The following is a 4984-nucleotide window of genomic DNA, read 5'->3' as shown; positions in this document are numbered from 1 at the left end:
GAAAGGCGGGAAACGGCAGAGTCGGCTCTGTGGCACTTTGCGAAGCTGCTTGATGACCTGTCCGGCAGGAATAGGAAGCGGCCTCGACCTGCGAAACCAGCCCTCAGTAATGAAAATTCTCGACCTCTGACTTATGGTTCTGTCACCAACCCGACGATTTCGAACTTTGAGGCGGTGCTTGAGCAAGTGGGGGACGGCTTCGATGCCGTCGCCTTGGCCCATGAGAGCCTCCCTGCCAGGATCCTAATCTCGCGAGCTTGACCACTACTTTTAAAAATACTCAATTGGGCTCAGCGTAGGATCTCGCCCTTTCCCGCAAATCCGCCCAAATGCGCCGCCGTCGAACGGTGGTTCACGCTCGGCGCTTCCCTTCCAATAGAAACGGGAAGTGCGGAAAAGGCCCTAGGGTCAAACCAGTTGGACGCGCAGACCTGGCACTGCTGGCGCTATCACCTGTATAAAATCCCTGTCGCACGTGACGACCACATAGTTACGCTCGAGCGCTTGGGCTGCGATCCAAAGATCGTTCTCGTCCACCTGCAAAAGCTGCCCGCTCACGCGGTCGGTCCAAGCCTCGACCCAGCGCGGAACCCGGCGTCGCACATCGATCCGGGCGAGAGCGATACTGGATTTGACGGTCGCGAAGGCATCGGCTGTGTGCCGGGTAACCTCGGCAAGGGGATGGTTTTCGGTCCGGGCCAGGCAGTCCTCGATATGGGTCAGCTCCTGGCCCGCAGCCCGCGCAAGCGCCAGCCCGAACCGAAGTTCGCCGACCGTCACCACCGACACCAGTTGGGCGGCATCCGCCTGCAAGGCGGCGATCGCTAACCGCACCGCCTCGTGGTTCGATCGTCGCGCGTCGTAGAGGACCGACACGAGGTTCGTATCAAGCAGATAGGTATCCATCCGCTATTGGACGTAGAGCCTGAGCCGGTCGACTTCGCGCTCGGGCGCCGGCGTGAAGACATCGAGGGGCCAAGCGCCGACATTTTCGCGCAGCAATGGCCCGATATATTCGTGCAGGGGAACATAGGCAGTGAAGTCTTCAGGAATCCACCCGGTGAAGGCATGATCGACCCGGCGGGCGTGCTCATGTCCTCGGAAGAACTCCAGCAAGCGGCGTTCGAGCCGCGGGGGCAGATCGTAAGCCTTCAGCACTGCAGCATCCGCGGCGACGAGCAGGCCGTTCAGCCAAGCATCTGCGTTGGCGGGCTTGAGCGCGGTATTCCGGATCGACTGATGCGCCGAGCGGTAACGGCGCTGTGCTTCGAGGACGGAGTCCAGTCGGTCCACATTCGGAATCGGCAAGCGCTTCAGCAGTTGGTTGGTGAAATGCTGATTGGAGGCGTGCTCGGTGAGGAATGCATTCGTCAGCGGTCCATTGAGGATTGCTTCAAATGCTTCGATCGGCACTTTCGCGTCCGTGGACCAAAGCCCGAAGAAAGCTTGGGAGGCGACAAGGCCAGTGTCGTCGAATGCGGCAGCCATTCGCCACGGACCGCGCGAGAGACGCGCGACGTTGGTTAGGACTTTGGGCCTGTCCCATGGCCGCGATAGCGGGCCCGGATAAATCGCGGCTGCTGGATCCGTGTTGAGATAGACTGTGTTGCGCAACTCAAACTGGCAGAGCGAGTCGGCCGGCCGTGCGACGCCGGAGGCAAAGCCAGGACGGAGATAGGTCGATGCACCTTCGTCCTGCTGCCACCATTGGAGGCCGCGATAGACGTCGGCGACGGACCCCAGCTTCGGGTATCGGCGCAGATAATCCCAGACCTCATCGAGCTGGCCAATCCAGAGGTCGCCCTGAGTCACGGCTCTGGCGAGACGGCGCTCGGCGGTAACCTTGCCGGTCTCCAGAAATGCGATCCGGTCCCGGTCCTCGACAACGGTCGAGACAAGCGCCGTCGCATCCGATTCGTCGACGCCGCGAAGCTCGCTTGCGACAAGGACGGCCGCTTCGAGCCCCGCGCGCTGGAACACCCGATCAGGCAACGACGTCAGCTCGACGCGGCGATAGAGCCCGGCGATCTTCTGCCGCAGTTCCGCATATTGCTTTTGCCGCAGGAACCCCTGTGGCAGGACAAATCCGATCGCGGCAGGCTTAGCAGCTAGGACCGCGTGCAACACAGCCATGGGTTTCGAAAAGGACGCGGAGGCCGCCGCCGCTGGATAGGCATGTCGCTCATCGGCGTTGAACTCTTCCCATGGCGGATTGCACAGTACGATCCGCTTATCCTTCACAGAATTGGCAAGGGCATCATCGACGAACAGGTCGCGCGGCTCGATCTTCCAGCCATTCGCATTCGGATAGTCGGCCAGTATCAGCGAGAGTGTTGCAACCTCACAGGCGAAACTGTCGAGTTCTGCACCGCTGATCCGCTCGACGAGAAAGGCGTGGCGTTCCTCTTGCGTCAGCGTGTCCGGCAAGAGATCGCGCAGATGGCGAAGCGCTGCGACGAGGAACATTCCCGCGCCCGCAAAAGGCTCATAGATTGTAATCTCTTCTGGCTCGAATCGGCTGAGATCGACCCGTCCGACGACATACTCCGCCACCTGGCGCGGCGTGCTGTGCGTGCCGAAGCGCTTGCGGGTGTCGGCAGTCACCAACGTGTTCTCGTACACGAAGGCCAGACTATCCGACGAGATGTTCCGGAAATTGATTGCGCGGCGAAGCGCTGTCCAGGCAGACGCGACGGCTTCGTGCGGCAGTACATCGACCGCAGGTCGCGGCATCTGATCGAGGTGATAGTAGCTCTCGATGCCGGCAAGCACCTGGTCCACCGATGCCACGGACCAGGTCGCCGCGTCCGGATGGTGGCGATCGATCAGAATCTTGGCTGCGAGCAACCTGAACGTCGTGCGAAATGCTGCTTCCTCACCTTGGCGATCATCCACTCCAGCTAGGAGCTTTCCAATCACCTCACCAAGCAGCCGATCGAGCTTCGCTTCGATTTCGTGCTCGATCGCCGGCATCAGCCCGAGATCGACGAATTCGAGCTGATAAGCGGTCTGAGTCTGGCCGAGCGACTTGGCTCGGTGCACCGCGTGGGGGTTCCAAGTGCCCGCATGACGTCGGAACAAGGCGTCGAGTTGGTCGAGCGGCACGCGTTCGGTGAGGCGCGGCGGGCCTTCAGCGCCGACTCTCCAAACGCCGACATCGTCCTGGCCGATCGAGAAAAGGATCGGGGCGCCAAGCGCCCGCCGCCGCTCGACCACGGTCGCGTCGTGCGGACCGGTAATAACGCCGAAGGCGGCGGAACGATAGGACTCAGGAACTTGTGTGAACGCTGCGAGCGCCACGCTCTGGTCGCCGCCGGCTTCAGACAAGACATCGGCAAAGCTATAATCGTGGATGAGCGATTCCGGCCGATAGCCGATCGCACGTAAACCCGCTTCGATCTGAGCAAGCGCGCTCATGCCATCCCCCCTTCGGCCGCGCGCAGGCGCGCGCCGCCTTCTACCGCAACATGCGGTTCACTGCGGCGCAGCCCAACCGCAGGAAAGAGTGGCAATTGCGCAATCGGTTCAGGGACGCCAAAACCGTGCGAAAGCGCTTCGAGGTGCGCATTCAACGCGAGCAGGATCACATCCTCATCCGCAGCCGGAGCCTCGTGAGGCCCAAGCAGCGAACAGCGCTCAAGCCCAAATATGCCGAGACGGTGGCCCCATAGCGCCGGGAAGGACCGATCACGGAGCAGATCGCGCGCCTGAGCAAGCAAATCCCGGTGCACCTGAAGTTCGACGTGAAAACGCATGCGCAGAACCACCGCAAGACGCAGTAACAGTACCGTCTGCCAGCCGAACTGGGCCTGCTGGCCCTGGCGCGAAGCCGGAACGTCAGGGCTGATGAGCCCGCGCCGCACGGTCCACTCACGCAGCTGGTCACCCGATAGACCGGTCAGATTCAAAACATCGCGCGATCCGACGAGACGCACTCATTCCTCCAGATCGGGCATGATGCCCGAATCGAGATCGGGTATCATGCCCGATCTAATCGGTAAAGAGCGGCCCCTGCGGCAGGTCGGCAGCCGGCGATGCTCCGGAGTGCCCGTGCCAGATATCCGTGGATCCCATGAAAGGCGACAGTGGAGGCCGCAAATCGGCAACGCTTCGATCGATATGCCAATGATGCAGGAAAACCCAGTTGGATTGTGGCACTTACTGTAAGCTCATTTTGAAGGTTTTCCGTCAGCTCCGGCGCTAGCGTATTCAGTGCTCGTTCTATGTAACGCACCAATCATAGGTTAAAAGAACCCCGCCCCGGCGTGATCATCGAAACGCTCGGCCGAACGCACATACCCGAGCAGCACCTTCAGGGACTTGTGCCGCGACACTTCCTGCATCTTCGCGAGTGAGGCACGAGTGCGCGCCGCCTCGGTGAGAAAACCGGCGCGCAACGAATGCCCCGCCATCACCTCAGGATCGAGCCCCTGGAGTCTGGCATAGCGCTTGACCAGGCGCGCCACCGAGCGATCGGACATCGCCTCCGCCGTGTATTCCCCCTTCGTCCCGATGCGCGTGAAAAGCGGTCCCGGCTCGCCGCCCCTAATGGCCAGCCAGGCGTTGAGATGAGCGACCGGTCTCAGGACCTTGCCTGCCGGCACGGCGATGGTAGCCCCCTCGCCTTCCTGATCGGTCTTGGAATGGCGCACGAAGACGGTAAGCCCCTGGTCGACCAGCTGGATGTCGGCGAGCTGGAGGGCGACGAGCTCGGACCGGCGGAGCGCCGCGGCGAGCCCCAGGGCTCTGTTGCAAAGATTGGCGGCAGTCAGAGGTAGGCTGTCGCTCTGCGCCGATCAGGCGGCTGCTGCGAAATGGTGGTTGAGCATGCCCATGGCCTCCGTCAGCGCCGAGGGCCCAATGCCAAAAGCTCTCTCCACAAGGCGCACCTCGCCCCTGATGCCGGGCTGCAGGCACCAGGGGCGAGCCTGTCCTTTGCGCAGGGCTCGCATGACTTCGAATCCCTTGATCGTGGCATAGGCCG

4 protein-coding genes and 1 pseudogene are annotated in these 4984 nt (G+C 61.9%); all 5 read right to left on the bottom strand.

From position 1 onward, the window contains the following. Positions 1-408: 408 nt before the first annotated feature. Entirely contained in the window at positions 409-906 is a 498-nt protein-coding gene (locus LH128_RS19715; protein WP_008831443.1) for a PIN domain-containing protein, read from the bottom strand. 3 nt (positions 907-909) lie between these two features. Continuing rightward, positions 910-3417, bottom strand: coding sequence for an HsdM family class I SAM-dependent methyltransferase (locus LH128_RS19710; RefSeq protein WP_008831442.1), 2508 nt, complete (start codon positions 3415-3417; stop codon positions 910-912). Continuing rightward, positions 3414-3935: a hypothetical protein gene (locus tag LH128_RS19705; RefSeq protein WP_008831441.1), complete on the bottom strand. Its 522-nt coding sequence runs from the start codon at positions 3933-3935 to the stop codon at positions 3414-3416. The genes LH128_RS19710 and LH128_RS19705 overlap by 4 nt, the downstream gene beginning before the upstream one ends. A gap of 309 nt (positions 3936-4244) precedes the next feature. Further along, complete coding sequence (locus LH128_RS32370) at positions 4245-4742, bottom strand: site-specific integrase (protein WP_327195220.1); 498 nt, start codon at positions 4740-4742, stop codon at positions 4245-4247. Positions 4743-4796: 54 nt separating this feature from the next. Next, positions 4797-4984: pseudogene (locus LH128_RS19695) on the bottom strand (IS6 family transposase); the annotation flags it as partial.

The organism is Sphingomonas sp. LH128, from assembly GCF_000293195.2.
Lineage (GTDB): Bacteria > Pseudomonadota > Alphaproteobacteria > Sphingomonadales > Sphingomonadaceae > Novosphingobium > Novosphingobium resinovorum_A.
The sequence above is the reverse complement of the archived record's forward strand: the minus strand, read 5'-3'. Positions and strand labels throughout refer to the sequence as shown.

What these genes read in the sequence shown, in the direction of transcription:
- LH128_RS19715 (WP_008831443.1), bottom strand. Translation starts at nt 906, where the DNA reads ATGGATACCTATCTGCTTGATACGAACCTCGTGTCGGTCCTCTACGAC.
- LH128_RS19710 (WP_008831442.1), bottom strand. Translation starts at nt 3,417, where the DNA reads ATGAGCGCGCTTGCTCAGATCGAAGCGGGTTTACGTGCGATCGGCTAT.